Here is a 25,901-nt window from a genome sequence, read left to right on the forward strand (position 1 = left end):
CGCGATGAGGACCGATCAGACGCTACAAATTATTCGTCATCGTCGAAGTTATAGCTACCCGGCGCCAGGTTCTCGAAGCGGGTGTACTTACCGATGAAGGCCAGGCGGATAAAGCCGATCGGCCCGTTACGCTGCTTGCCGATGATGATTTCGGCGATGCCCTTGTGCTCGGTCTCCGGGTGATACACCTCGTCGCGGTAAACGAACATGATCACGTCGGCGTCCTGCTCGATCGCTCCGGATTCCCGCAAGTCGGAGTTCACCGGGCGTTTGTTTGGCCGTTGCTCCAGGGAACGGTTGAGCTGCGAGAGCGCCACCACCGGACAGTTGAATTCCTTGGCCAGGGCTTTCAGGGATCGGGAGATCTCGGAAATCTCGTTGGTCCGGTTGTCACCGCTGGAGCCCGGGATCTGCATCAGTTGCAGGTAGTCGATCATGATCAGGCCGACATCGCCGTGTTCACGCACCAGACGGCGGGTCCGGGCGCGCATTTCCGACGGGCTGATGCCGGCGGTATCGTCGATGAACAGCTTGCGGTCGTTGAGCAGGTTGACCGCCGAGGTCAGGCGCGGCCAGTCGTCATCTTCCAGCTGGCCGGAACGGACCTTGGTCTGGTCGATACGCCCCAGGGAAGACAACATACGCATGATCAGCGATTCACCTGGCATCTCGAGGGAGTAAACCAGGACGGCCTTCTCGCTGCGCAACACGGCGTTTTCCACCAGGTTCATCGCAAAGGTGGTTTTACCCATGGATGGACGGCCAGCGACGATGATCAGGTCGGACGGTTGCAGGCCGCTGGTCTTCTCGTCGAGGTCGGTGTAGCCGGTGGACAGGCCAGTGATGGCGTTGTCGGTGTTGAACAGGGTGTCGATGCGGTCGATGGCTTTGGTCAGCAGGTCGTTGACGCCCACCGGGCCACCGGTTTTCGGTCGGGCCTCGGCGATCTGGAAGATCTGCCGTTCAGCCTCGTCGAGAATCTCGGCGGCAGTGCGGCCTTCAGGGTTGAACGCGCTGTCGGCGATTTCGGTACTGATACCGATCAGCTGGCGCAACGTCGCCCGTTCGCGAACGATCTGCGCATAGGCCTTGATGTTGGCGACGGACGGGGTGTTTTTCGCCAGTTCACCGAGGTAACCGAGGCCACCGACTTGCGAAGTCTGACCTTCCTTGTCCAGTTGCTCGGACAGGGTCACGACGTCGATCGGCATGTTCTGATCGGCCAGCTTGGCGATCGCACGGAAAATCAGGCGGTGGTCATGTCGATAGAAATCGCCGTCGGAGACTTGATCGAGCACACGCTCCCAGGCGTTGTTGTCCAGCATCAGACCACCGAGTACAGCCTGTTCGGCTTCGATGGAATGCGGCGGCACTTTCAGCGCGGCGGTTTGCAGATCGTATTGCTCAGGAGCGGAGATATCGTTCATGGCCACTTGGTTCTTGGTGATAAAAAGCAGAGGTTTCAGAAAGACAAAGGGCACGACCTGTAAACAGGATCGTGCCCGATGTTACCGGCAAGCACCCGAGGGTGCCAGCCGACAAGTGCTGCTTAAGCTGCTACCACGACAACGCGTACGGTGGCTTCAACTTCGGCGTGCAGGTGCACGGCTACGTCGAATTCGCCTACGTTGCGGATGGTGCCGTTCGGCAGACGAACTTCGCTCTTCTGCACTTCAACGCCGGAGGCGGTCAGTGCGTCAGCGATGTCGTGAGTACCGATCGAACCGAACAGCTTGCCTTCGTCGCCAGCGGTGGCAGTGATGGTCACTTCCAGCTCGGCCAGTTGGGCAGCGCGGCTTTCAGCCGATGCTTTGCGATCTGCTGCAGCTTTTTCCAGCTCAGCGCGACGCTCTTCGAACGCAGCCAGGTTGGCTGGGGTCGCAGCGGTAGCTTTGCCGTAAGGCAGCAGGTAGTTACGACCGTAACCAGCCTTAACGTTCACTTTGTCACCCAGGTTGCCCAGGTTGGTGACTTTTTCCAGAAGGATCAGTTGCATGTGAAAATCCTCTTAACTTTTAACCTTCACCGTTCGCGTTATCGGCATCTTTCGGTGCCGAACGACCGCGAAAATCAATCAGGCTGTCGACGATGGCCAGGACCACCAGCAACGGATAGATCAGTTGCATGAACAGCAACAGCGTCACGTACAACCCCACCAGCCAGAACCTGGCCAGTCGCTTCTGCGCCACCAGCCCGTGAATCAGGGCCAGCCCGGCGAACACCAGCGGTACGCTGCACAACGGCGTCAACATGGCCATCTGTGAACCGAGATTCGGCCCCAGAAGCATGCACGCCAGCAGCAACATCGCCGGCAACAGCGGGATGCGGATGGCGCGAAACTCGCGACCAAAACCGCCCGGGTTGTACAACAACGCCTGCCAGTAACGCCCGACAAGCAGGCTCAGCAAGCTGACGATTTGCAACAACGCCGCAATCAGGCCGGTCAGGACCGGTGCAATCAGGGACGCGAAACGCGCTTGTTCGTCTACCGACAACTTCTGGTAGACATCACCGAGTAGCGACGGCATGACTTTGATCAAAGCCTGCGCCAGCATCTCGATCTGGGGAGCAAAAGCTGTCCCCAACACCACTGAAAACACCACTCCCATCGCTATGCTGACCAGCAGCACGCGGTTCCAGGACTCGCTTGCGCGCAAAACCAACGCAAGGCTCGCAGACCCCAGCAGCACCAGAAGTGCCCGTGGGTCGTCGGAGTAAAGCCACCAGGCCAATGCCGGCAGCAGTCCCAGAGCAAGAACGCCCAGGGCGTCCCTCAATCCGCGCCGCAGGAGCACAAGGCATCCGGCGGCAGCACCCAACCAATACAACAACGGCAATGCCGCGCATCCAGCCACTACCAGAGTGGCCTGCATACGGCCGCGCATGATGAACTCAGCTATGGCCCGCATGCATTCAATCCTTTGCTACGTGTCGACTGCCTGGTCTCAGCGGCCGTGGCTGTCGGTGTAGGCCAGCAGGGCCAGGAAGCGGGCGCGCTTGATAGCGGTGGCCAGCTGACGCTGATAACGAGCTTTGGTACCGGTGATGCGGCTTGGAACGATTTTGCCGGTCTCGGATACGTAGGCTTTCAGAGTGTTGAGATCTTTGTAATCGATCTCTTTCACGTCTTCAGCGGTGAAGCGGCAGAATTTACGACGACGGAAGAAACGTGCCATGTAATTGGCTCCTTAAAAGGTCCGTGGATTACTCGTCAGCGTTATCGCTGTTGTCGCTGTCATCACTATCAGCGCTTTCAGCGCCTTCGTGCTCAGGACGGTCGCGACGCTCACGGCGCTCACTGCGGTTTTCTTCAGCCTTGAGCATCTCGGACTGGCCGGTAACGGCTTCGTCGCGACGGATGACCAGGTTACGGATCACTGCATCGTTGTAGCGGAAGTTGTCTTCCAGCTCGGCCAGGGCCTTGCCAGTGCACTCAACGTTCAGCATCACGTAGTGAGCCTTGTGAACATTGTTGATTGCGTAGGCCAGTTGACGACGGCCCCAATCTTCCAGACGGTGGATTTTGCCGCCGTCTTCTTCGATCAGCTTGGTGTAACGCTCAACCATGCCGCCGACTTGCTCGCTTTGATCCGGGTGGACCAAAAAGATGATTTCGTAATGACGCATGAATGCTCCTTACGGGTTGTAGCCTGCCGCTCAAAAGCGGTCAGACAAGGAGTGAATGACACTTATGGACTTGCGGACGCTAGACACGTTGGTGCCTGCCATCACAGCAAGGGGCGCAATTGTAGAGAAGGGGCGAGGGAGGCGCAAGGTAATTGGCGATTATTTGAACAATCCCAATCTTTCCCTCACTACAAAAACACTGTGGGAGCGAGCTTGCTCGCGATGGGGTCGCAACATTCGACATTAATGCTGAATGTTACACCGCTATCGCGAGCAGGCTCGCTCCCACAGGGACTGCAACTGGATCAGGATTTCTTGGCAGCAGCCTTGGCTTTGACGCTGCGCTGACGCTGCGCTTCGAACAGGCAGACACCCGTCGCCACGGAAACGTTGAGACTGCTGACGCTACCGGCCATCGGCAGGTTGACCAGGTAGTCGCAATGCTCGCGGGTCAGACGACGCATGCCCTTGCCTTCGGCACCCATGATCAGGATGGTCGGGCCGGTCAGATCCTGGTCATACAGGCTGACCTCAGCTTCTCCGGCCGTGCCAACAACCCACAAGCCGCGCTGCTGGAGCTTTTCCAGAGTGCGCGCCAGGTTGGTCACGGCAACCAGCGGAATCACTTCCGCCGCACCGCAGGCGATTTTTCGTACAACCGGAGTCAGGGTCGCTGACTTGTCCTTCGGCACGATCACTGCCAGCGCGCCCGCCGCATCGGCGGAGCGCAGGCAGGCGCCGAGGTTGTGCGGATCGGTCACGCCGTCGAGCACCAGCAACAACGGTGCGCCGTCGGTGCGATCGAGCAGCTCGTCGAGCATCGCCTCACCCCAGACCTGGCTCGGACTCACGTCCGCGACCACACCCTGGTGTACGCCTTCAACCCAGGCGTCCATTTCACGGCGCTCGGCCTGGCCGACCTGCACCCGGTTTTCGTTGGCCAGTTCGATCAGCGTCTGGACCCGAGGGTCATTGCGACCTTCGGCCAACCAGATCTGCTTCACGCGCTTTGGGTGGTGACGCAACAACGCTTCTACAGCATGTACGCCGTAGATCTTTTCCAACTGACTCATGGCTTGGCCTTAGGTTTACGCGCCCCGCCACTCTTGGCTGGAGCCGAGCCCGCTTTTGGCGGGCCTTTACGATGTTTGCTCGGTTTGGCTGGCTTGCCGCCGACGGCCTTGTCAGGCGTCGACCGATTGGTCTTTCCCCCAGACGCCGCTTTACCGCCGCTTTTCGCACCGGCGAGCAACGCCTGCTTCATTTCACGACTTTTGCGCAATTCGGCGTTTTTCGCCGCTGCATCGCTCGGGCGATAGGCCTCTACAGCCTTTTCCTTGGCAGGACGACGACCGGTTTTCGCCGGGGCCGGTTCTGCTTCGACTTTCGCAGCGGGCGCCGTGCTTTCGGCACCACGCTTCTTGCGGCCGATCGGCGCGCTGATGGTTTTCTCGGCCATCTCGAAGTCGATCTTGCGTTCGTCGAGGTCGACGCGCATGACGCGCACTTCCACGGTATCGCCCAAGCGGAAGCTGCGACCGGTACGCTCACCGGCCAGGCGGTGGTGCACAGGATCGAAGTGGTAGTAATCGCCCGGCAGCGCGGTGACGTGCACCAGGCCTTCGACGTAGATATCGGTCAGTTCGACGAACAGGCCAAAACCGGTCACAGCGGTGATCACACCCGGGAACGACTCGCCAACGCGATCTTTCATGAACTCGCACTTGAGCCAGTTCACTACATCGCGGGTCGCTTCGTCGGCACGGCGCTCGCTCATCGAGCACTGCTCGCCGAGTTGCTCCAGGGCCGCTTCGTCGTACGGATAGATGCGCGCTTTCGGAATGGTCATCGCACCGGCACGACGAACGTGCGGGGTGTCCTGTTTCGAATGGATCACGCTGCGAATCGCCCGGTGCGTGAGCAAGTCCGGGTAGCGACGGATCGGCGAAGTGAAGTGGGTGTACGCCTCGTAATTCAGGCCGAAGTGGCCCTGGTTATCGGCGCTGTACACCGCCTGGCTCAACGAACGCAGCATGACAGTCTGGATCAGGTGGAAATCCGGACGATCCTTGATGCCGGCCAGCAGTGCCTGGTAATCCTTCGGCGACGGACCATCCTTGCCTTTGTGCAGGGACAGGCCGAGCTCGCCAAGGAACGCGCGCAGCTTTTCCAGGCGCTCCGGTGGCGGACCATCGTGAACGCGATACAGCGCCGGAATTTCGTGTTTCTTCAGGAATTCGGCGGTGGCCACGTTGGCCGCCAGCATGCATTCCTCGATCAGCTTGTGCGCATCGTTGCGCACGGTCGGACGAATTTCGGCGATCTTGCGCTCGGAACCGAAGATGATCCGGGTTTCCTGGGTTTCGAAATCGATCGCGCCACGTACGTGACGGGCCGCCAGCAACACCTTGTACAGCGAGTACAGCTGCTTGAGGTGCGGCACCACGTCGGTGTATTCACCGCGCAGCTTGCGCCCTTCGGTGGCTTTCGGCGTTTCCAGCATCGCGCTGACCTTGTTGTAGGTCAGGCGCGCATGGGAGTGAATCACCGCTTCGTAGAAGCAGTAGTCGGTCATTTCACCGGACTTGGAGATGGTCATCTCGCAAACCATGGCCAGGCGATCGACTTGCGGGTTCAGCGAGCACAAACCGTTGGACAGCTGCTCAGGCAGCATCGGAATCACGCGCTCGGGGAAGTACACCGAGTTGCCGCGAACCTGCGCTTCGGCATCCAGCGCCGAACCGAGTTTCACGTAGCTGGATACGTCGGCAATCGCCACGTACAGCTTCCAGCCGCCCGAGAACAGGCGCAGCTTGCCCGGACGGGCTTCGCAATAGACCGCATCGTCGAAGTCGCGGGCATCTTCGCCGTCGATGGTGACGAACGGCAGATGGCGCAGGTCGATGCGCTTCTCTTTGTCTTTCTCTTCGACTTCCGGCTTGAGCTTGCCGGCTTCCTTGAGCACGGCGTCAGGCCAGACGTGAGGAATGTCGTAGGTACGCAGGGCAACATCGATTTCCATGCCCGGCGCCATGTAGTTGCCCACGACCTCAACCACGTCGCCTTGCGGCTGGAAGCGTGGCGTCGGCCAGTGAGTGATCTTCACTTCGACGAACTGACCGATCTGCGCGTTGGCGTTACGACCCGGCGTCACCAGCACTTCCTGCTGGATCTTCGGATTGTCGGCAACCACGAAACCGATGCCGCCCTCTTCGAAGTAGCGGCCGACGATGGTTTCGTGAGCGCGGGACACCACTTCGACGATCATGCCTTCGCGGCGACCACGACGGTCCAGGCCGGATACCCGGGCCAGGGCACGGTCACCATCGAACACCAGACGCATCTGCGCCGGGCTCATGAACAGGTCGTCACTGCCGTCGTCCGGCACCAGGAAGCCGAAGCCGTCGCGGTGACCGCTGATGCGACCCAGGATCAGGTCAAGCTTGTCCACCGGTGCATAAGTGCCGCGACGGGTATAGATGAGTTGAGCATCGCGCTCCATGGCGCGCAGACGGCGGCGCAGGGCTTCGATCTGGTCTTCTGTGGTCAGACCAAACTCTTCGACCAGTTGCTCGCGGTTAGCAGGCGAACCTCGATCAGCAAGGTGCTGAAGGATCAGTTCGCGGCTAGGAATAGGGTTTTCATATTTTTCCGCTTCACGAGCGGCCTCGGGATCGAGGGACTGCCAATCGGCCATTAGAGAGTTTTCACCTTGTCTATATGCGGGTTAGTTTGGCATAGGCGTAATGAAACGGGAAATTTCAGACTAATACGCCCCATCTAAAGCCCTGTATCGACACATCAAAGCTGAATTGCAGACCGCTGGTGAATTTTTTCAGGTTTTTTTGTGGCCGGGGGTTTACAGTTAAAAAGACGCTCCGTATAGTGCGCGCCATCGACGACGGACAACGTTGCCGATACTGCCCAGATGGTGAAATTGGTAGACACGCCAGCTTCAGGTGCTGGTGACCGCAAGGTCGTGGAAGTTCGAGTCTTCTTCTGGGCACCAATTTCGAGCTTGAGATTAGTTCAATTTCAAGGCTCACACAAAAACCCGCGAAAGCGGGTTTTTGCATTTTTGACCGCTGGTTTATTAATTTTAAAATCAGGGGTTTACAGATCAAAACGCTCTCCGTATAGTGCGCCACATCAACAGCGGCAACGCTGAAGATGAATGCCCAGATGGTGAAATTGGTAGACACGCCAGCTTCAGGTGCTGGTGACCTTACGGTCGTGGAAGTTCGAGTCTTCTTCTGGGCACCAATTCAAATTCAAGGTTACGACCTTGGATTTCACAAAAACCCGCGAAAGCGGGTTTTTGCGTTTCCGGGGTTTAAAAACACGCCTCCTCCCCCTGTAGGAGCGAGCTTGCTCGCGATGGATGTACAGGCGACGCATTTCCCCAGACACCCCTCGTTTTCGTTCACGCCCATCGCGAGCAAGCTCGCTCCTACAGGATTTATCGGCGCATTTGAGAAACAATATCGTTTATCATTGTTACAAGTTTTTGCAATGTGACAGTGAGGAACCCTGCGAATGATGTTTCGAAATACCCTGCGCCGCGGCCTGATCACCACCCTCCTCGGCCTGGCACTCGCCACTCCCCTCACCCAAGCCGCCGATCCGGTTGCCCTGACCCTCTACAACGGCCAGCACAAAGAAGTCGGCGACGCGGTCGCCAAGGCCTTCGAAGCCAAGACCGGGATCCACGTCAATGTGCGCAAAGGCAGCAGCAACCAGCTCGCCAGCCAGATCGTCGAAGAAGGCGATCGCTCCCCCGCCGACGTGATCTACACCGAAGAATCGCCACCCCTGAACAAACTCGGCGAACAAGGCCTGCTGGCCAAGACTGAGGACGCCACACTGGCCGTTCTGCCCAAGGAATACGTCGCCGGCAACGGCACCTGGATTGGCGTGACCGCCCGGGTGCGCGTCGTTGCGTTCAACCCCAAGCTGATCGATGAAAAAGACCTGCCGACCTCGGTGATGGAATTTTCCGACCCGAAATGGCAAGGCAAGGTCGGCTTCGTACCCACCAGCGGCGCCTTCCAGGAGCAAGCGGTCGCGATCATCAAGGTGCACGGCATGGACGCAGCCGAAGAGTGGCTGACCGGTCTGCGAGCATTCGGCAAGACCTACAGCAACAACATGGTTGCATTGAAAGCGGTAGAAAATGGCGAAGTCGCCACCGTACTCGTCAACAATTACTACTGGTTCGCCCTGCAGCGTGAAAAAGGCCAGCTCGACTCGAAACTGCATTACTTCAGCGGTGGCGATGTCGGCGGACTGATCACGGTTTCCAGTGCTGCGGTGCTCAAATCCAGCAAACATCCCAAGGAAGCACAGCAGTTGCTCGCCTACATGGCCAGCGAGGAAGGCCAGCGCGTGATCACCCAGACCACCGCCGAATACCCGCTGCACAAAGGCATGGAGTCTGATCGCGGACTCAAGCCATTCAGCGAGCTGCAAGCGCCGAAAGTCACGCCAGCCGACCTCGGCAATGCCGAAGAGGCCCTGGACCTGGAACGTGACGTTGGCTTGAACTGATGAGCGCATCGCTATCTGCCACCAGTCTGCGCAGCAACAACGCGCCCCACCGCAAGCGTCCACCGATAGGGTTGATGTTGCCGGTCTTGCTGCTGGTCGTCCTCAGCTTCCTGCCGCTGGCCTATGTCGGACTCAAAGCCTGGCAAGCAGGCTGGGCAGAAGCACTGCATTTGCTATGGCGACCTTATGTGTTCGGCTTGCTGCGCAACACACTCGCATTGATGATTGGCGTCACCATTGTTTGCGGGGTGATCGGCTTGTCGCTGGCCTGGTTGCTCGAGCGCAGCAATCTGCCGGGCCGACGATTGTGGGGCGTGATTCTCTGCCTGCCGTTTGCCGTACCGGCCTTTGTCAGCAGCTTCACATGGGTTTCCCTCAGCGCTCATTTCGAAGGACTCGGCGGGGCGATCCTGGTGATGAGCCTGTCCAAGTATCCGTTGATCTTTCTGCCCGTGGCGGCAACCTTGCGCAATCTCGATCCGTCCCTGGAAGAGTCGGCTCGCACGCTGGGGCAAAATCGCTGGGGCGTGTTCTTTCGCGTCACTCTGCCCCTGCTCTGGCCTTCGCTGCTGGCGGGTTCGTTGCTGATTGCCCTGCACATGCTGGTGGAGTTCGGCGCCTTGTCGATCATCGGCCTGCAAACCTTCACCACGGCGATCTATCAGCAGTTTGAGTTGGAGTTCAGCAATGCCAACGCGGCGATGCTCTCCGCCGTACTGCTAATGTTGTGCCTGGCACTGCTGTGGCTGGAGCTGCGTGTGCGCGGCAAGGGTCGACACGTGCGCACCGGACAGGGTGCGGCGCGACGCGCGGAACAGGTTCAACTGGGACCCTGGGCTGTGGCGGGACAGCTTTATTGCCTGTTGCTGGCAATCATTGGCAGCGGGATTCCGCTGGGGATGCTGGTCTACTGGCTGGCGGTAGGAACATCGGCAGCCTTTCCCGTAGCGGCAATCGGCGAAGCATTGCTGTCGTCCCTCGCTCTGTCGCTGGGTGGCGCTGCTCTGTGCCTGGTGCTGGCGGTGCCGGTCGGCCTGCTGGTCGTGCGCTACAAAGGCCAACTGGCGACCTGGGCCGAGCGCCTGCCCTATCTGCTGCACGCGCTGCCGGGGCTGGTCATTGCCCTGACCCTGGTGTATTTCGCCCTGCACTACGTGCCGATGCTTTACCAGACTTCGGCATTGCTGCTGATCGCCTATGCCCTGCTGTTTCTGCCGCTGGCCCAGGCGCCGATCCGCACCGCCCTGAACAAGGCGGCACCACAGCTTGAGGAGGCGGCACGCACGCTGGGAGCCTCGTCATTCAGTGCCTTCTGCCGAGTGACACTGCCGATTATTTTCCCGGCGCTGGGGGCGGCTTTTGCCCTGGTGTTCCTGGATGCGATGAAGGAGCTGACGGCGACCTTGCTGCTGAGCCCCACCGGACTCAATACACTGGCGACGGAAGTCTGGGCGCATACCGCGAATGTGGAGTTTGCGGCGGCGGCACCTTATGCGGCGTTGTTGATATTGGTGTCGGGGTTGCCGGTCTATCTACTGACGACCCGGATGTATCTGAGCCGCTAAGACCGTCATCGCGAGCAAGCTCGCTCCCACAGGTTTCGATGGTGGACACAAAGTTTGTGAACACCCCGGATCAAATGTGGGAGCGAGCTTGCTCGCGATGAGGCCATCCCTGAAACAGTATTAAGCCCTGAACTGCCCCAGGCTCGCCTTCAACTGCGCCGCCAGACCATCGAGCACCTTGCCGCTCGCCGTAGTCTCCACGACAGCTTGCGCCGCTTTCTCGGCCTGGGCATGAATGGTCTGCACCCGCCCCCGAACTGCCTGCGCGCCCTGCGCCTGATGCGCTGCAGCCTGGGTAGCCAAACCGATCGCCGCATGGACCTGCTCGACGGATGCCTGCACCGACTGCTGCAGCCGCGCACTGTCACGCAGCACCAGCAAACCCTCACTGGCCTGACGCCCGGCCTGACCAATCGCCGCCACCGCCTCACGCGCACCTTGCTGCAAGGCCACGATGTGCGCCTGAATATCGCCGGTGGAGCTTTGCGTCTTGCTCGCCAGCGCCCGCACCTCATCGGCCACCACGGCAAACCCGCGCCCGGTCTCGCCGGCACGCGCCGCCTCAATCGCTGCGTTCAGCGCCAGCAGGTTGGTCTGCTCGGCGATGCCGTGAATCACCGTCAGCACCACCTCAATTTGCTCACTTTGCTGCGCCAGGCGCTCGATCACTTGCGCGCCAGTGTTGACCTGACCCGCCAACTCCTCGATCAGGCTGCCGACTTTCGCCGAGGTCCGGGTGTTTTCATCGGTGGCCTGACGAATGTCCACCACCTGCTTCAGCGCCGCCTGCATGGCATGGCTTTCCGACTGCGCCTCATCAGCCATTTGCGACAAGGCGCGCAAACTCTCCGCCACCTCGTCGCGCTGCATGCCAGCCGCCGCGTCCGCACCGGCGTTGCGCAAGGTCATGGCGCCGATCTCCACGCCGGTACGCTGGGCGACATCCCCCGCCTCACGCACGATCGGCTGCAACTTATCCACAAAGCGATTGACCGCCGAGGCCATGTCGCCGATTTCATCCTTGCTGTTGATCTGCACACGTTTGGTCAGATCACCCTCGCCCGCCGCCAGGTCATCCATGGCAACGATCAGCATTTTCAGGCGATTGACCACTCGGCGACCGAGCACCACCGCCAACAACAGCAGGACACCGAAGCCCACCACCGCCAGACACACGCCGATGCGCCAGCGCAATGTCGTAGCAGCCTCCTGCACGGTGCTGGTGGTATTGGCCTTCATTTCCGCCGCCGTGGACTGCGCCGACTGCAGACGCGAGCGCATGGCCATTGCGCTGTCAGCAGCCGCACCCTTGAGGCTGTCGCCCACCAGTTGATCGCTGCTGGCGATCAACGCCGAGAAGCGCTTGTCGAGGGCCGCCAGATCAGTCTCCACGGAAGCCGTCGAGACCCCCATCAGGACCTTGCCGATTTCTACGCCGTTAGGATTGATCGGGGCCTCGATGTAGAACACCGAAGGATCGTTCTTCGCCGCATCCAGCACCTTGTCCAGCGCACGCTCGCCCTGGCCTTTTTCCAGCAGCGCCTTGTTGATCGGATTTTCCCGATTGAGGTAGCGCGTCAGGTGCTGGCCGGTGGCGTCGTCATACACCACGAACAGCACATTGGGATTGCGCTGGGCCCGGCGGGCGAACTCGGAAAGTGTCGGAATGTCGTTGTCCCACATGGCGCGAGGCGCGACGGAAGCCAGAAGCTGTGCCATGTCACTGGCGGAGTCCTTCAGGTCCTTTTCCAGGGCCGAACGCAATTGCGCCTGCTCCTGCTCAAGACGCGAGGACAAACCGGCGGTCAGGCGCTGACGCGTACTGGTAGAGAGACTGTCGAGGCTCGACGTGACTTCGCGTCCCGCCTGCTCAAGCTCAGCGGAAAGCTTTTGACTGTCCGCGCCCAGGCGCAGGCCCAGATCGGCTTCCAGCGCGGTCACCGTGCTCCGGGTCAGAGCGACAGCTACCAGCACCTGCACCAAAAGGGCGATACCAAGGGTAACGAACACGGGCCGCAACAAACGGCTCTGTAACAATGAGAGAACGGCTGACACTTGATATCCCTCTGCAAAAGCGCCATTAAATTGATGGCACGCCAAAAGTGACGTTTTAGGCAAAGCTAATAGCAAAGGTCATGCCGTCCAGCAGGCATAAACGACAAAGGCCCCAATGAAGGGACCTTTGTGTTTTACATCAAAGACTTATCAAGCAAACGGATGGCGCAGGACGATGGTTTCGTTGCGATCCGGGCCCGTCGAAATAATGTCGATCGGCGCGCCGATCAGCTCTTCGACGCGCTTGATGTAAGCACGGGCGTTAGCTGGCAGCTCTTCCAGGGTTTTGGCACCCACGGTCGATTCGGTCCAGCCCGGCACTTCTTCGTACACAGGCTGCAGGCCTACATAGCTGTCAGCATCAGTCGGGGCAACGGCCTTGCCTTCTGCATCTTTGTAGCCGACGCAGATGTTGATGGTTTCCAGACCGTCGAGTACGTCCAGCTTGGTCAGGCAGATGCCCGAGATGCTGTTCACATCGATAGCGCGACGCAGGATAACGGCGTCGAACCAGCCACAACGACGGGCACGGCCGGTAGTCGCGCCGAACTCGTGACCTTGTTTAGCCAAGTGTGCGCCGACTTCGTCGAACAGCTCCGTCGGGAATGGACCCGAACCTACACGGGTGGTGTAAGCCTTGGTGATGCCCAGGATGTAGTCCAGGAACATAGGGCCGACACCCGAACCGGTAGCAACGCCGCCAGCGGTGGTGTTGGAACTGGTCACGTACGGGTAGGTACCGTGGTCGATGTCCAGCAACGAACCTTGGGCACCTTCAAACATGATGTCTTTGCCAGCACGACGCAGGTCGTGCAGCTCGGCAGTCACGTCCAGCATCAGCGGCTTGAGCAGCTCAGCGTAGTCTTTGCACTCGGCCAGGGTCTTGTCGAAGTCGATGGCTGGCTCTTTGTAGTAACCAACCAGCATGAAGTTGTGGTAATCCACCAGTTCACGCAACTTGTCTTCAAAGCGTGGCATGTTGAGCAGGTCGCCAACACGCAGGCCACGACGTGCAACCTTGTCTTCGTATGCCGGGCCGATGCCACGACCGGTAGTACCGATCTTCAGCTCGCCACGGGCCTTTTCACGGGCCTGGTCCAGCGCAACGTGGAAGGACAGGATCAGCGGGCAGGATGGGCTGATACGCAGGCGCTCGCGCACCGGTACGCCCTTCTCTTCCAGCTTGGTGATTTCCCGCAGCAGAGCGTCGGGTGCAACCACCACGCCGTTGCCGATCAGGCACTGCACGCCTTCGCGCAGCACGCCCGACGGAATCAGGTGCAAGACGGTCTTCTCACCGTCGATCACCAGGGTGTGGCCAGCGTTGTGGCCACCCTGGTAGCGCACTACGGCGGCAGCATGTTCGGTCAGCAGATCAACGATCTTGCCTTTGCCCTCATCACCCCATTGGGTGCCCAGGACTACGACATTCTTACCCATAACACTTGTCCTCATTCGCGCAAACTTGGTGCCGGCGGCAGCCGGCAGGAAAACTCAAGAAGCCAGTGGCGATACTTGCCAAAGCCCGTTCTGCTGAATCAATTGCCGGTCGCAGTCCGCTTCACGGGCGGCGGCCAAAGGTTGTCCAGGCAAAGCCTGAACGACACGCTGACCCTCACTGCGCAACTGGCAAACCTGCTGCCAGAGTGCCGCATCCGTACTGTCAGGCATCCAGATACCGCCAGACGGTAGCTCGATCTCAGCACGCCCCAGGGTCACCAGGGTTTTCAAATCGGTGGAGAAGCCGGTCGCCGGACGGGCGCGACCGAAGTCGGCGCCAATGTCGTCGTAACGACCGCCCTGGGCAATGGACTGGCCAACACCCGGTACAAACACAGCGAACACCACACCGGTGTGGTAGTGGTAGCCACGCAGCTCGCCCAGGTCGAAATACAGCGGCAGCTCAGGGAAACGCACGGACAGCCGCTCGGCAATCGCCAGCAAATCGTCCAGCGCTGCCAGAACAGGGGCCGGTGCCTTGGCCAGACGCTCGCGGGCCGCAGCCAGCACTTCACGACCGCCACACAGGTCGACCAACGCCCGCAGCATGCCCGACAGATCGGCAGGCAAGCCTTCGGTCAAGGTAATGACCTCGTCGATGGCCTTACGTTGCAAGGCATCGAACAACTGCTGCTCGACTTCACCGGACAAACCGGCCGCACGGGCCAGGCCGCGATAGATGCCAACATGACCGAGGTCCATGTGCACATCCGGCACATCGGCCAGTTGCAGCATGGCCAGCATCAGGCTGATGACTTCGACGTCGCTGCTCGGACTGCCGTCGCCGTACAACTCGGCACCCAGTTGAATCGGGCTGCGCGAGGACGACAGGGCGCGAGGCTGAGCGTGCAGGACACTACCGGCATAGCACAGGCGGCTTGGGCCTTCACGACGCAGGGTATGCGCATCGATGCGCGCCACTTGCGGCGTGATGTCGGCGCGGAAACCCATCTGACGGCCCGATTGCGGGTCGATGACCTTGAAGGTGCGCAGATCCAGGTCCTGGCCCGCGCCGGTCAGCAGGGATTCCAGGTACTCGATATGGGGAGTCACGACAAACTCGTAACCCCAGCTCTGGAACAGATCCAACACCTGACGACGCGCGACTTCAATACGCGCAGCTTCCGGTGGCAGTACTTCTTCGATGCCATCTGGCAGAAGCCAGCGGTCTACCGTTGCCATTACGCCTTCCCCTATCTCCGGGCGACCAGCCTGTCGGCGAGCCTTGAGTGAAGCAGAAAATGGTCGGCTTGCGCACAAACCACGCGCATGAGCGACGGAGCGAAAAGCCCTTCTACCGGCTTCGCCAACCACTTTCCTCGAAAAACTGTCGAGCCAATCGGCCCGGCATCTGCTTGAACACAGCAATCAAACATGCAGACGCAAAAAAGCCGGGAATTTCCCGGCTGCCGCATCATACACACGTTTTCCCAAAGGATCACCCCGCCAGAGGTTTTAGCCGCCCGGCGGGGGATAATTCAGGTCAACGCCGTATCAAGGCTTGGCTTTTTCCAGGTAATGGAAGAAGTCGCTGCTTGGGTCGAGGACCATGACGTCGGATTTGTTCGCGAAGCTTTCACGGTAGGCGCGCAGGCTACGGTAGAACGCGTAGAACTCCTGATCCTGACCGTAGGCCTTGGAGTAGATCGCAGCAGCCTGGGCATCGCCATCACCGCGAACCTCTTCGGATTCACGATAGGCTTCAGCCAGCAGCACGCGGCGTTGACGATCGGCGTCGGCACGGATGCCTTCGGCCAGTTCGTTACCCTTGGCGCGGTGCTCGCGAGCTTCACGCTCACGCTCGGTGCTCATACGCTCGAACACACTGCGGTTCACTTCTTTCGGCAGGTCGATGGTCTTGACCCGAACATCGACCACTTCGATGCCCAGCTCTTTTTCAGCCATCTTGTTCAACGAAGCAGTAATGTCCGCCATCAGCGCATCGCGCTCACCGGAGACCACTTCGTGCAACGTGCGCTTACCGAACTGGTCACGCAGGCCCGACTCCAGACGACGGGACAAACGCTCGTCGGCGATCTGCTTGAGGCCGGAAGTCGCGGTGTAGTAACGCTCCGCGTCCTTCACGCGCCACTTGGCGAAGGCATCGACCATCACGGCTTTCTTTTCCAGCGTCAGGAAGCGTTGTGTCGGTGCATCCAGCGTCATCAGGCGTGCGTCGAATTTGCGCACCTGGTTGACGTAGGGCACTTTCACGTGCAGGCCTGGCTGAACATCGGTCTGGACCACGCGACCGAACTGCAGCAACACCGCACGCTCGGTCTGAGCCACGATGTAGAAGCAGTTCCAGGCAGCGATCGCCACGACGACGCCGACAATAAGGGCGATCAGCGATTTATTGCTCATCAGCGACTCTCCCTGGTACGTGCTGGCTGTTGCTGCAGATCAGCTGCCGCACGCGCATTCGCTTCATTGCTGGTGGCTGCCGCACTGCTCACCTGGGTGCTGGTGCTGCGACCACTTTCGACCATCTTGTCCAGAGGCAGGTACAACAGGTTGTTCTGGCCGTTCTTGTTGCCGGTCACGAGAACCTTGCTGGTGTTGGTGAAGACTTCCTGCATGGTGTCCAGATACAGACGCTGGCGGGTGACTTCAGGGGCCTTGCGGTACTCGGCGACCAGCTTGGTGAAGCGATCGGCCTCACCCTTGGCGCGCGAGACGGTCTCGTCACGGTAACCATTGGCATCCTCAAGGATGCGCTGGGCCTGACCACGAGCTTCCGGCACGACGCCGTTGGCATAGGTTTCGGCCTGGTTGCGCGAACGCTGTTCGTCTTCCCGGGCACGGATCACGTCATCGAAGGCTTCCTGGACTTCGCGCGGTGCCGCTGCGCTCTGTACGTTGACCTGGGTGACGGTGATACCGGTGCGATAGGTGTCCATGAAGCGTTGCAGACGCTCCTTGATCTCGCTGGCCATCAACTCACGACCTTCGGTCAGCACCTGGTCCATCGCGGTGGAACCCACCACATGGCGCAAGGCGCTGTCGGTCGCGTGCTGCAGGCTGATTTCCGGCTGATCGACGCTCAGCACGAAATCCTGCAGGTTGCTGATCTTGTACTGCACGGTCAGCGGCACTTCGACGATGTTCTCGTCTTCGGTCAGCATCTGGCCCTGCTTGGTGTAGGCACGCTCACGCGTGACGTTCTCCATGTACTTCTTGTCGATCGGCGGGAAGTAGATGTTCAGGCCCGGACCCACGGTCTCGTAGTACTTGCCGAAGCGCAGCACCACAGCTTGCTCCTGCTCGTCGACGACATAGACCGCGCTGTACAGCCAAACGGCCGCCAACACGACCAGACCGATGCCGAGCAGGCCGCCAAAGCCGCCACTCTTGCCCGGACCACCGCCGTCGTCGCCACCACGTTTCTTACCACCACCGAACAAACCGTTCAGGCTTTCCTGCAGCTTTCGGAAGGCCTCGTCGAGATCCGGTGGCCCCTTGCGGTCGCCGTTGTTACGACGCTTGCCACCCCAAGGATCCTGATTATTCGAGTTGCCACCCGGCTCATTCCAAGCCATAGCGCTCTCCATCTGATAAAGCAAAGACGCACCCACGGCGCGCCGACCAATGCTACAGAATGCCTGTCACCGCGGCACAACCGCTTTCTCAGGCTTTTATTGCAAAGTGTGTTGCTCGATGAACTCCATCGGTTGCAAACCTTCGCGACTCACCAGCCGATTCAATTCGGCCCGTGGCAAACGAACGGCCAGCAAGCTGATGCCTTCGTCATCGTGTTCTTCCTTTTGTACCGCACCGAGTTCGAAAAACTGCGCACGCAGTCGAGCAAATCGGTTCGGCAAGCGCAAGGTGCCAACAAACAATTCATCGCCAAGCAACTCGGCCACGGCCTGCTTGAGCAGATCAAGACCTGTGCCATCTTTCGCCGAAAGCCAGACCCGCTGCGGTTTGCCATCGGCATCGCGCTGGATCTGCGGCTCCACGCCCTCGAGCAAATCGAGTTTGTTATAGACCTCCAGGATCGGCAAGTCTTGAGCCCCGATCTCTCCGAGCACCACCATGACCTGTTCAATCTGGGCCATGCGCTCAGGCTCATGGGAGTCGATCACGTGCAGCAACAGGTCGGAGTTGCTCGACTCTTCGAGCGTAGCCCGAAATGCCTCGACCAGCTTGTGCGGCAAGTGACGAATGAAGCCCACGGTGTCAGCCAGCACGATCGGGCCGAGGTCATCGAGCTCGAGCCGGCGCAAGGTCGGGTCGAGGGTGGCGAACAACTGGTCAGCCGCAAAGACGTCTGAGTCGGTCACCGAGTTGAACAGCGTCGATTTGCCGGCGTTGGTATAACCCACCAGCGAAACCGTCGGAATGTCAGCCCGTTTGCGGCCACGGCGCGATTGTTCACGCTGGCTGCGGACCTTTTCCAGGCGCCCCTTGATCTGCCGCAGGCGAACCCGCAACAGGCGCCGGTCGGTTTCCAGCTGGGTTTCACCCGGACCGCGCAGGCCGATACCGCCTTTCTGCCGTTCAAGGTGAGTCCAGCCGCGAACCAGCCGCGTACTCATGTGCTCAAGCTGGGCCAGTTCGACCTGGAGCTTGCCTTCATGGGTGCGGGCGCGTTGGGCGAAAATATCGAGAATCAAACCCGTGCGGTCGATCACGCGACACTCGAAAATACGTTCGAGGTTACGTTCCTGACTGGGCGTGAGGATGTGATTGAAAATCACCAGATCGACCTGTTCGGCCTGGACCAGGTCGCGCAACTCTTCGACCTTGCCGCTGCTGATCAGGGTTTTGGCGGTTGGCCGATGACGCGGCACGTTGAAAAACGCGACGGTCTCGGCGCCAGCCGAAATTGCCAACTCCTGAAACTCCTGCGGATCTTCGCGCGCCTCAGGGTCCTGACCATCCAAGTGAACGAGAATGGCTCGTTCACCACCACCGTGGCGCTCAAAGAACAAAGGAGACTCCTATCAGGCGTTACCTGGCTCAGCATCACCTGCATCGGATTCGGTTGCGCTAGGCAGACGAATTGGACGAACCGGCACCACTGTAGAGATGGCGTGTTTGTAGACCATCTGGCTGACGGTGTTTTTCAGCAGGATAACGAACTGGTCGAAAGACTCGATCGTGCCTTGCAGCTTGATACCGTTGACCAGGTAGATGGACACCCCAACTTTCTCTTTACGTAAAGTATTCAAGTAAGGGTCTTGTAGCGAATGCCCTTTTGACATGTGCCGCACTCCTTTAAGGATTCAATATAAAAAATAGGTAATCAGATGGCTTTGGCCGTCACACCCCCAAGGATAGACGGCAATTGCAAGGACTCAGCTCAATATGGAGATGGTCCCAAGGTATTTCAAGGCGCGCGGCAGATTGTCGCAATCCAGACTGTCCAGCCAATGCAGATCAGTCCAACTGCGCAGCCAGGTGAACTGGCGTTTCGCCAATTGGCGCGTGGCAATGATTCCACGCTCCTGCATCTCGGCTGACGTCAGCTTGCCATCCAGGTAGTCCCAGACTTGGCGATAGCCTACTGCACGTATAGACGGCAACCCGGTATGCAGGTCTCCTCTATTACGCAGGGCTACGACCTCGTCAATGAATCCCTGTTCCAACATTAAAGTGAATCTTTGTTTAATTCGCTCGTGCAGTACCTGGCGATTTGCCGGAGCAATGGCCAAGTTCGCGACAGTATAGGGCAATTGTTGCAGTCCCGAAGCGGCTGCTTCAGTACTTTGCGCAGATTGTTGCAAACGCAGGGCGGTCATGCTTTGACCGCTGACACGATAAACTTCCAGCGCTCGACTCAATCGCTGGGGATCGTTCGGATGTATTCGAGCCGCGGACTCCGGATCGATCACCGCCAATTGTTCGTGCAAGGCTTGCCAGCCAAGGCGCGCAGCCTCTTCTTCGATTTGCGCACGGACCTCGGGATCGGCGGCCGGCATATCTGCCAGACCTTCAACCAAAGCCTTGTAATAGAGCATGGTGCCGCCCACCAGCAGCGGAATTTTTCCCCGTGCGGTGATATCGGCCATGGCTTCCAGGGCGTCACGGCGGAAATCCGCTGCCGAATAGCTCTCGGCCGGATCGAGAATATCGATCAGACGATGCGGAAATTGCGCCAGCAGTTCTTTGGAAGGCTTGGCGGTGCCAATGTCCATGCCACGGTACACTAGCGCCGAATCGACACTGATCAACTCGCAAGGCAGGACCTTGGTGAGCTCTATGGCCAGGTCGGTCTTGCCGGCGGCGGTCGGGCCCATCAGGAAAATCGCAGGTGGGAACTGGCTCATCAACGACCGCGCAAGAACAGTTTGTCCAGATCGTCCAGGCCCAGTTGGGTCCAGGTCGGTCGGCCATGGTTGCATTGACCACTGCGCTCGGTGTTTTCCATGTCACGCAGCAGACCGTTCATTTCCGGCAGGGCCAACCGCCGATTCGCACGAACCGCGCCGTGGCAGGCCATGGTCCCGAGCAATTCGTTCAGGTGCGCCTGAATGCGGTCGCTGGTGCCGAACTCCATCAGGTCAGCCAGGACGTCAGCGACCAGCCGGTTGGCTTCGGCCTGCTTGAGCAGTGCCGGAATCTGCCGTATCGCCAGGGTTTCCGGACCCAGACGCTGCAATTCAAAGCCCAGGCGCTGGAACCAGGCGACATGCTCCTCGGCGCAATCGGCTTCACGCTGGCTGACGGCCAGGGACTCCGGCACCAGCAACGGCTGGCCGCTCAGGCCCTCACTGGCCATCGCCACCTTCAGACGCTCATACATGATCCGCTCGTGGGCGGCGTGCATGTCCACCAGCACCAGGCCCTGAGCGTTTTCCGAAAGAATGTAGATGCCCTTGAGTTGTGCCAGCGCATAACCGAGCGGAGGGATGTCGTCCTGCCCGGCCGGCAGCGCGACGGCATTGGCCTCGGGCAGCGGTGCAAAAAACTCGCGATAGGCGGCCTGCGCTTCGGCGACAGGTGCACCGGACTGCGGTCGCGGCGTGTATTGATATTGATAACCCGCGCCAGCCCCCGAACCCGCCGGCGCATTGAACGACGGCTGAGCCTGAGGCTGTTCCAGCAGCGCATTGGCGGCCAGGCGCATTTCGCCCTGGGGTCCGAATTCACCGGCTTCGAGGCCGGTAGGCCGGACGATGGCCGTGGCAACCGGCGCCGCCAGTTGATCGTCGGGGCGCACATCGCCCAAGGCGCGGTGCAAGGTGCCGTAGAGGAAATCGTGGACCATGCGCCCTTCACGGAAGCGCACTTCGTGCTTGGTCGGGTGCACGTTGACATCGACGCCGGTCGGATCGACTTCGAAAAACAGCACGAAGGTCGGGTGCCGACCATTGAACAGCACGTCGCGATAGGCCTGGCGTACCGCGTGGGCCACCAGTTTGTCGCGCACGGCACGGCCATTGACGAAGAAATACTGCAAATCGGCCTGGCTGCGGTTGAAGGTCGGCAGGCCGACCCAGCCCCATAGATGCAGGCCGTTGCGCTCGATTTCGATCGGCAGCGCCTGCTCCAGGAAACCCGGCCCGCAGATCGCCGCCACGCGCCGGGCACGGGCCGCATCATCATGGGCCTCGTGCAGGCTGAGGATGGTCTTGCCGTTATGGCGCAGATGGAACGCCACATCGAAGCGCGCCAGGGCCAAGCGCCTGATCACTTCTTGCAGGTGATCGAATTCGGTTTTTTCGGTCTTGAGAAACTTGCGCCGCGCCGGCGTGTTGAAGAACAGGTCGCGCACTTCAACCGAAGTGCCCACCGGGTGGGCCGCAGGTTGCACACGGGGCGCCATGTCACGGCCCTCGGTCTCGACCTGCCACGCCTGATCGGCGTCGCGGGTGCGGGAGGTCAAGGTCAGGCGCGCGACGGAGCTGATCGATGCCAGGGCCTCGCCGCGAAACCCCAGGCTCATGACCTGCTCGAGGTCTTCCAGGTTGCGGATCTTGCTGGTGGCGTGACGGGCCAGGGCCAACGGCAGGTCATCGGCGGAAATGCCACTGCCATCGTCGCGCACCCGCAGCAGCTTGACGCCGCCCTGCTCCACATCGACGTCGATGCGTTTGGCGCCGGAGTCGAGGCTGTTTTCCAGCAGTTCCTTGATCACCGAAGCCGGGCGCTCGACCACCTCACCCGCGGCAATCTGGTTCGCCAGCCGCGGGCTGAGCAGCTCGATGCGAGCGCTGTTGTTCACAACCTGATTCATTCTTTGGCCGCCAGTTCAGTGCCCGGAATGGTCAAGTGTTGACCAACCTTGAGTTCATCGCTCGACAGGTTGTTGGCGCTGCGCAGGGTGGCCGGCGTAACCTGATAACGAACGGCGATCATCGCCAGCGTCTCGCCAGGGTTTACCCGATGGTCACGTGGACCTTGGGCGATTTTTCCGGAATCACGCAGCCAGGCAATGTAAGTGCCTGGCGGCGGGTTCTGCTGGAAGAACTGGCGCACGCCGCTGCTGATCGAACGCGCCAGCGCCTGTTGATGGCTTGACGCGGCAAGCTTCGAGGCTTCGTTGGCGTTGGAGATGAACCCGGTTTCCACCAGGATCGACGGAATATCCGGCGACTTCAGTACCATGAACCCGGCCTGCTCAACCCGCTGCTTGTGCAATGGCGTGACCCGACCGATGTTGCTCAAGACTTTCTGGCCAACGTTCAGGCTGGAGGTCAGGGATGCCGTCATCGACAAGTCGAGCAGCACGCCGGCGAGCATGCGGTCTTTGTCATCGAGGCTGACGTTGCCGGCACCACCGATCAGGTCGGAGCGGTTTTCGCTGTCGGCCAGCCAACGGGCGGTCTCGGAAGTTGCGCCGCGATCGGACAGGGCAAATACCGAGGCACCGAAAGCGGCGGCAGAAGGCGCGGCGTCGGCGTGGATCGAGACGAACAGGTCGGCGCCTTTCTTGCGGGCGATTTCGGTACGGCCGCGCAACGGAATGAAGTAGTCACCGGTACGGGTCAGTTCGGCACGGAAGCCTTTCATGCCGTTGACCTGGCGTTGGGTTTCGCGGGCAATCTGCAGCACCACGTCTTTCTCGCGCTGGCCTCGGGAGCCGGAAGCCCCCGGATCTTCGCCACCGTGACCGGCGTCGATCACCACAATGATGTCGCGTTTGCCGGCCGGAGCCGGTGGCAGCTTGATCGCCGGTTCCGCAGGCGTGACCGGCACGGCAGGCACCGTGGCGACCGACGGTGTCGGCGCAGGCGGTGGCGCGGCGTCTGCGGCGTTATCGAACAGGTCGACCACCAATCGGTTACCGTACTGAGCGTTCGGCGCCAGGGAGAAGCTTTTCGGCGTCACGGCCTTTTTCAGGTCGATGACCACCCGCAAGTCCGTCGGCGTGCGCTGGGCCGAGCGCATGGCGGTAATCGGGGTGTTCGAGGTGTTGACGTTGAGTGGCGCACCGAGGGTCGCGCCATTGATGTCGATGACCAGGCGGTCCGGAGCCGTCAGGGTAAAGACGCTGTGTTGCACCGGGCCGGTCAGGTCAAACACCAGTCGCGTGTTGTCCGGTGCCCGCCACAGACGAACACTGTTGACCTTCGAATCGGCCACAGCGTCGACGGTCACCGCCAAGAACAACACCCCTACGGCAGCCACCAACGCGCGAAAGCGCATACCTAACCCCATCATCTATTTGGATTCCAATGCCAAAGCGGCACACCAGGCCTCGCCACGCGAGCCCTGGGATAAAATTTTCAGCGAACGCCCGCTGTCTTGCGGGCTAATGGTAATGGTCAGGTCAGGCTTTGGCAAAAAGCCTGCACCTTTATCGGGCCATTCGATCAGACACAGGGCATCGTCTTCGAAGTAGTCGCGGATACCGAGGAACTCTAGCTCTTCCGGATCGACCAGACGGTACAAATCAAAATGGAAGGCGCGAATGTCGCCGATCTCGTAGGGTTCGACCAGGGTGAAGGTCGGGCTTTTGACTGCCCCGACATGCCCCAGACCGCGAATGATGCCTCGGGACAACGTGGTTTTGCCCATCCCCAGGTTGCCCTCAAGGAAGATCAGGCCATGGCCTTGGGTGATTCGGGCAATGCGTGCGCCAAAGTCGCTCATGGCCTGTTCATCGGCCAGGTACAGGGTTACTTCAGACACGGTGCTTGCTCCTCCAACAACTGACGAATGGCTGGGATCAGATCACTGGCCGCCAGCCCACGGCCCAATTTTCCTTGTTGCTCGCCGGCATTGGCGTGCAGCCAGACCGCCAGGCAGGCCGCGTCGAACGGCTCCATGCCCTGGGCCAGCAATGCGCCGAGCAAACCGGCCAGCACGTCGCCCAAACCGGCGGTGGCCATGGCCGGGTGCCCCTGATGACACAGCGCCAGACGTCCATCGGGATGGGCGATCAGGCTGCCGGCACCTTTCAGAACGACGACAGCTGTATATTTTTTACTCAATGCATGGGCTGCGGCGGGACGGTCAAACTGAACGTCGGCAGTGCTCACCCCAAGCAAACGTGCCGCCTCCCCCGGATGCGGGGTAATCACGCAACCCTTGGGCAGATCGACCTGTCCACCCGCCAACAGATTCAAGGCATCGGCATCCCAGACTTGCGGCAAAGGCGCATTGGCCGCAGCCGACAGCAGGCTGCGCCCCCACCCTGCCTGACCCAGGCCCGGCCCGACCACCAGCACCGATACCTTCTCAAGCAACTCCATCAGTTGATTGGCCGACGACGTGCCCAGCACCATGGCTTCCGGAATTCGAGAAAGCGCTGGCGAAACATGTTCCGGACGGGTGGATAGCGAAACCATGCCCGCACCGCTGCGCAGAGCACTTTGTGCACTCAGCAAAATTGCCCCACCGTAACCGCGATCACCGCCAATGAGCAGCACATGGCCGAACTTGCCTTTGTGGGATGCCGGTGCCCGGGACACCAGACGCGGCAGGTTAGCGATACACAAGCGCCGAGCCGTGAACGCAGTACCGTTCAGCAACTGCGGATCAGCCTGCAGATCGTTGAACACCAACTCACCCGTCACATCCGCGGCATCACCGGTGAACAACCCCACCTTCAAGCCAATGAACGTGACCGTCAGGTCGGCATGCACTGCATGACCAAGGATACGGCCCGTATCCGCGCACAACCCTGACGGAATATCCACCGCCGCAACCGGCAGTCCGCTGGCATTGATCGCGGCGATGGCGCTGACATAGGGGTCACGCACGTCACCGCTCAGACCGGTGCCAAGCAAAGCATCCACTACAATGCCGCGCAATCCGGATTGTGCCGTCCAGGGCTCGATGAGCACCTGTTCAGACACCGCCTCGGCATGGGCCGACGCCGCATCACCCTGTAAGCGCTGCGGATCGCCCACCGCCAGCACCCGCACCGACCAACCGGCACGCTGGGCCAGTACGGCCACCAGGTACCCGTCGCCTGCGTTGTTGCCATGTCCGGCCAGCACGCTCAGCTCGTTTGCTGTCGGCCACTGCCGCACCAGCGCCCGCCATGTCGCCCGCGCCGCGCGCTGCATCAATTCGAAGCCCGCCGTGCCGGCGGCGATCAGGCTCGCGTCGAGTGCTCGCACCTGGGCGGTGCTATACAGCACGTCGGGTAATTCATCTTTAGTGTGCGGCATGCGTCTTCGGGCTCCGATGTCTGGCAGAATTATACGC

General features: G+C 60.3%; 22 protein-coding genes and 2 tRNA genes. 5 read left to right on the forward strand and 19 right to left on the reverse strand.

The window, feature by feature from the left end; all coding sequences use genetic code 11:
- Positions 1–29: 29 nt before the first annotated feature.
- The 7 genes from dnaB to rnr form a co-directional block, all read right to left on the reverse strand.
- Positions 30–1,427 carry a replicative DNA helicase gene (gene dnaB, locus J4D25_RS12145; protein ID WP_007915846.1) on the reverse strand — a complete coding sequence of 466 codons (1,398 nt, stop codon included), beginning with the start codon at positions 1,425–1,427 and terminating at the stop codon, positions 30–32.
- A 122-nt stretch (positions 1,428–1,549) separates the two neighbouring features.
- On the reverse strand, positions 1,550–1,996 hold the full coding sequence (rplI, locus tag J4D25_RS12150; RefSeq protein ID WP_007973276.1) for a 50S ribosomal protein L9: 447 nt from the start codon (positions 1,994–1,996) through the stop codon (positions 1,550–1,552).
- 19 nt (positions 1,997–2,015) lie between these two features.
- Complete coding sequence (locus tag J4D25_RS12155) at positions 2,016–2,909, reverse strand: hypothetical protein (RefSeq protein ID WP_056725445.1); 894 nt, start codon at positions 2,907–2,909, stop codon at positions 2,016–2,018.
- Positions 2,910–2,945: 36 nt separating this feature from the next.
- The gene (gene rpsR, locus J4D25_RS12160; protein WP_002551829.1) at positions 2,946–3,176 is read right to left on the reverse strand and encodes a 30S ribosomal protein S18; all 231 of its coding nucleotides are present in this window, start codon (positions 3,174–3,176) and stop codon (positions 2,946–2,948) included.
- Positions 3,177–3,204: 28 nt separating this feature from the next.
- Complete coding sequence (gene rpsF / locus J4D25_RS12165; RefSeq protein WP_008048087.1) at positions 3,205–3,627, reverse strand: 30S ribosomal protein S6; 423 nt, start codon at positions 3,625–3,627, stop codon at positions 3,205–3,207.
- A gap of 305 nt (positions 3,628–3,932) precedes the next feature.
- Complete coding sequence (gene rlmB, locus J4D25_RS12170) at positions 3,933–4,700, reverse strand: 23S rRNA (guanosine(2251)-2'-O)-methyltransferase RlmB (protein WP_007973273.1); 768 nt, start codon at positions 4,698–4,700, stop codon at positions 3,933–3,935.
- Positions 4,697–7,324, reverse strand: a complete 2,628-nt coding sequence (gene rnr, locus J4D25_RS12175) for a ribonuclease R (RefSeq protein ID WP_057712234.1) — start codon at positions 7,322–7,324, stop codon at positions 4,697–4,699. Before rnr ends, rlmB begins: the two co-directional genes overlap by 4 nt.
- 225 nt (positions 7,325–7,549) lie before the next feature.
- Between rnr and J4D25_RS12180 the strand changes: the two genes are divergently transcribed.
- From J4D25_RS12180 to J4D25_RS12200, 5 genes are all read left to right on the forward strand, one after another.
- A tRNA-Leu gene (locus tag J4D25_RS12180) sits at positions 7,550–7,636 on the forward strand.
- A 167-nt stretch (positions 7,637–7,803) separates the two neighbouring features.
- Positions 7,804–7,890: transfer RNA gene (locus J4D25_RS12185), tRNA-Leu, on the forward strand.
- The gene (locus tag J4D25_RS12190; RefSeq protein WP_157858916.1) at positions 7,861–8,145 is read left to right on the forward strand and encodes a hypothetical protein; all 285 of its coding nucleotides are present in this window, start codon (positions 7,861–7,863) and stop codon (positions 8,143–8,145) included. Before J4D25_RS12185 ends, J4D25_RS12190 begins: the two co-directional genes overlap by 30 nt.
- Before the next feature lie 18 nt (positions 8,146–8,163).
- A complete protein-coding gene (locus J4D25_RS12195) occupies positions 8,164–9,174 on the forward strand; it encodes an extracellular solute-binding protein (RefSeq protein ID WP_057712235.1) in 1,011 nt (336 codons plus the stop codon).
- The gene (locus tag J4D25_RS12200) at positions 9,174–10,739 is read left to right on the forward strand and encodes an iron ABC transporter permease (protein WP_057712236.1); all 1,566 of its coding nucleotides are present in this window, start codon (positions 9,174–9,176) and stop codon (positions 10,737–10,739) included. Before J4D25_RS12195 ends, J4D25_RS12200 begins: the two co-directional genes overlap by 1 nt.
- 120 nt (positions 10,740–10,859) lie before the next feature.
- Here the strand turns inward: J4D25_RS12200 and J4D25_RS12205 are convergent, their stop codons facing one another.
- From J4D25_RS12205 to J4D25_RS12260, 12 genes are all read right to left on the reverse strand, one after another.
- Positions 10,860–12,794, reverse strand: coding sequence for a methyl-accepting chemotaxis protein (locus tag J4D25_RS12205; RefSeq protein WP_057712237.1), 1,935 nt, complete (start codon positions 12,792–12,794; stop codon positions 10,860–10,862).
- Positions 12,795–12,944: 150 nt separating this feature from the next.
- Positions 12,945–14,234 carry an adenylosuccinate synthase gene (locus J4D25_RS12210; RefSeq protein ID WP_057712238.1) on the reverse strand — a complete coding sequence of 430 codons (1,290 nt, stop codon included), beginning with the start codon at positions 14,232–14,234 and terminating at the stop codon, positions 12,945–12,947.
- Positions 14,235–14,288: 54 nt separating this feature from the next.
- Positions 14,289–15,476, reverse strand: a complete 1,188-nt coding sequence (locus J4D25_RS12215; RefSeq protein ID WP_007973265.1) for an ATP phosphoribosyltransferase regulatory subunit — start codon at positions 15,474–15,476, stop codon at positions 14,289–14,291.
- Between the two features lie 312 nt (positions 15,477–15,788).
- A complete protein-coding gene (gene hflC, locus J4D25_RS12220) occupies positions 15,789–16,658 on the reverse strand; it encodes a protease modulator HflC (protein WP_057712239.1) in 870 nt (289 codons plus the stop codon).
- Positions 16,658–17,833 (reverse strand): FtsH protease activity modulator HflK, encoded by a 1,176-nt coding sequence (gene hflK / locus J4D25_RS12225; RefSeq protein WP_057712240.1) that lies wholly within the window; start codon positions 17,831–17,833, stop codon positions 16,658–16,660. The genes hflC and hflK overlap by 1 nt, the downstream gene beginning before the upstream one ends.
- Before the next feature lie 96 nt (positions 17,834–17,929).
- Positions 17,930–19,231: a ribosome rescue GTPase HflX gene (gene hflX / locus J4D25_RS12230; protein WP_057712241.1), complete on the reverse strand. Its 1,302-nt coding sequence runs from the start codon at positions 19,229–19,231 to the stop codon at positions 17,930–17,932.
- A 12-nt stretch (positions 19,232–19,243) separates the two neighbouring features.
- The gene (hfq, locus tag J4D25_RS12235) at positions 19,244–19,504 is read right to left on the reverse strand and encodes an RNA chaperone Hfq (RefSeq protein WP_003221112.1); all 261 of its coding nucleotides are present in this window, start codon (positions 19,502–19,504) and stop codon (positions 19,244–19,246) included.
- 93 nt (positions 19,505–19,597) lie between these two features.
- Positions 19,598–20,569, reverse strand: a complete 972-nt coding sequence (gene miaA / locus J4D25_RS12240; protein ID WP_057712242.1) for a tRNA (adenosine(37)-N6)-dimethylallyltransferase MiaA — start codon at positions 20,567–20,569, stop codon at positions 19,598–19,600.
- A complete protein-coding gene (gene mutL, locus J4D25_RS12245; RefSeq protein WP_057712243.1) occupies positions 20,569–22,479 on the reverse strand; it encodes a DNA mismatch repair endonuclease MutL in 1,911 nt (636 codons plus the stop codon). Before mutL ends, miaA begins: the two co-directional genes overlap by 1 nt.
- On the reverse strand, positions 22,476–23,906 hold the full coding sequence (locus tag J4D25_RS12250; protein ID WP_057712244.1) for an N-acetylmuramoyl-L-alanine amidase: 1,431 nt from the start codon (positions 23,904–23,906) through the stop codon (positions 22,476–22,478). Before J4D25_RS12250 ends, mutL begins: the two co-directional genes overlap by 4 nt.
- A complete protein-coding gene (gene tsaE, locus J4D25_RS12255; RefSeq protein WP_007973252.1) occupies positions 23,907–24,377 on the reverse strand; it encodes a tRNA (adenosine(37)-N6)-threonylcarbamoyltransferase complex ATPase subunit type 1 TsaE in 471 nt (156 codons plus the stop codon).
- The gene (locus tag J4D25_RS12260; RefSeq protein ID WP_057712245.1) at positions 24,365–25,864 is read right to left on the reverse strand and encodes an NAD(P)H-hydrate dehydratase; all 1,500 of its coding nucleotides are present in this window, start codon (positions 25,862–25,864) and stop codon (positions 24,365–24,367) included. The genes tsaE and J4D25_RS12260 overlap by 13 nt, the downstream gene beginning before the upstream one ends.
- Positions 25,865–25,901 lie beyond the last annotated feature (37 nt).

The sequence above is a fragment of the Pseudomonas sp. GW456-L13 genome (genome assembly GCF_017350115.1).
Classification (GTDB): Bacteria; Pseudomonadota; Gammaproteobacteria; order Pseudomonadales; family Pseudomonadaceae; genus Aquipseudomonas; species Aquipseudomonas jessenii.

Bases quoted from the DNA above. Each gene is read 5' to 3' on its own strand.
- rplI (WP_007973276.1), bottom strand. From the start codon at position 1,996: ATGCAACTGATCCTTCTGGAAAAAGTCACCAACCTGGGCAACCTGGGT.
- J4D25_RS12215 (WP_007973265.1), bottom strand. From the start codon at position 15,476: ATGGCAACGGTAGACCGCTGGCTTCTGCCAGATGGCATCGAAGAAGTA.
- hfq (WP_003221112.1), bottom strand. From the start codon at position 19,504: ATGTCAAAAGGGCATTCGCTACAAGACCCTTACTTGAATACTTTACGT.
- mutL (WP_057712243.1), bottom strand. From the start codon at position 22,479: ATGAATCAGGTTGTGAACAACAGCGCTCGCATCGAGCTGCTCAGCCCG.
- rnr (WP_057712234.1), bottom strand. From the start codon at position 7,324: ATGGCCGATTGGCAGTCCCTCGATCCCGAGGCCGCTCGTGAAGCGGAA.
- J4D25_RS12250 (WP_057712244.1), bottom strand. From the start codon at position 23,906: ATGATGGGGTTAGGTATGCGCTTTCGCGCGTTGGTGGCTGCCGTAGGG.
- miaA (WP_057712242.1), bottom strand. From the start codon at position 20,569: ATGAGCCAGTTCCCACCTGCGATTTTCCTGATGGGCCCGACCGCCGCC.
- dnaB (WP_007915846.1), bottom strand. From the start codon at position 1,427: ATGAACGATATCTCCGCTCCTGAGCAATACGATCTGCAAACCGCCGCG.
- J4D25_RS12260 (WP_057712245.1), bottom strand. From the start codon at position 25,864: ATGCCGCACACTAAAGATGAATTACCCGACGTGCTGTATAGCACCGCC.
- rlmB (WP_007973273.1), bottom strand. From the start codon at position 4,700: ATGAGTCAGTTGGAAAAGATCTACGGCGTACATGCTGTAGAAGCGTTG.
- hflC (WP_057712239.1), bottom strand. From the start codon at position 16,658: ATGAGCAATAAATCGCTGATCGCCCTTATTGTCGGCGTCGTCGTGGCG.
- rpsR (WP_002551829.1), bottom strand. From the start codon at position 3,176: ATGGCACGTTTCTTCCGTCGTCGTAAATTCTGCCGCTTCACCGCTGAA.
- J4D25_RS12210 (WP_057712238.1), bottom strand. From the start codon at position 14,234: ATGGGTAAGAATGTCGTAGTCCTGGGCACCCAATGGGGTGATGAGGGC.
- rpsF (WP_008048087.1), bottom strand. From the start codon at position 3,627: ATGCGTCATTACGAAATCATCTTTTTGGTCCACCCGGATCAAAGCGAG.
- J4D25_RS12155 (WP_056725445.1), bottom strand. From the start codon at position 2,909: ATGCGGGCCATAGCTGAGTTCATCATGCGCGGCCGTATGCAGGCCACT.
- hflK (WP_057712240.1), bottom strand. From the start codon at position 17,833: ATGGCTTGGAATGAGCCGGGTGGCAACTCGAATAATCAGGATCCTTGG.
- J4D25_RS12195 (WP_057712235.1), top strand. From the start codon at position 8,164: ATGATGTTTCGAAATACCCTGCGCCGCGGCCTGATCACCACCCTCCTC.
- J4D25_RS12200 (WP_057712236.1), top strand. From the start codon at position 9,174: ATGAGCGCATCGCTATCTGCCACCAGTCTGCGCAGCAACAACGCGCCC.